The sequence below is a fragment of the Achromobacter kerstersii genome (genome assembly GCF_902859595.1).
Classification (GTDB): domain Bacteria; phylum Pseudomonadota; class Gammaproteobacteria; order Burkholderiales; family Burkholderiaceae_B; genus Achromobacter; species Achromobacter kerstersii.
Map to the genome: position 1 here is coordinate 1 of NZ_CADIJQ010000041.1, position 659 is coordinate 659.

Genomic DNA, 659 nt, shown 5'->3' on the forward strand with positions numbered 1-659 from the left:
CGTTCATAAGTTTCAAAGCAGTCTGAGGTTATTCACCCCAGTCTTGAGAACTTGGAACAAAATAATGCAATCACAACCCGTACTTATTTTCTTCAGCTTGCGCTGAGTACTTAATAAGTACATTTCGTTGTGCTTCTTCCAGATTGTTAAAGAACGAATATAGCTGTTAGGTAAAACCTAACTCATAACGCTGACAACAGCGCTATGAGTTAGCCTCTACATCACCACCGAAGTGATATTTGAGAATCAATGGTGGAGGTGAACGGGATCGAACCGATGACATCCTGCTTGCAAAGCAGGCGCTCTCCCAGCTGAGCTACACCCCCATATTCCACACAGTGAGAACACTTGCGCAAAATATTTTGGTGGGTCTGGTTGGATTCGAACCAACGACCCCCGCCTTATCAAGACGGTGCTCTAACCAACTGAGCTACAGACCCAAAACCTTCTCGGATCAGTAGTCAGGTTGCTGCAAACCCAGGGAAGAATCCCTCGACCCAAGCCTACAACTGATCCCAGCTATATTAAACAACCGATAAGAGTGGACACTTAACACGAGCACTTAAGCTCTGAAAGGAGGTGATCCAGCCGCACCTTCCGATACGGCTACCTTGTTACGACTTCACCCCAGTCATGAATCCTACCGTGGTAATCGCCCC

General features: G+C 46.9%; 2 tRNA genes and 1 rRNA gene. All 3 read right to left on the bottom strand.

Annotated features, from left to right (window positions below):
- Positions 1–250: 250 nt before the first annotated feature.
- A tRNA-Ala gene (locus tag HV765_RS31660) sits at positions 251–326 on the bottom strand.
- Between the two features lie 37 nt (positions 327–363).
- Positions 364–440, bottom strand: a tRNA-Ile gene (locus HV765_RS31665).
- Positions 441–572: 132 nt separating this feature from the next.
- A 16S ribosomal RNA gene (locus tag HV765_RS31670) occupies positions 573–659 on the bottom strand; the annotation flags it as partial.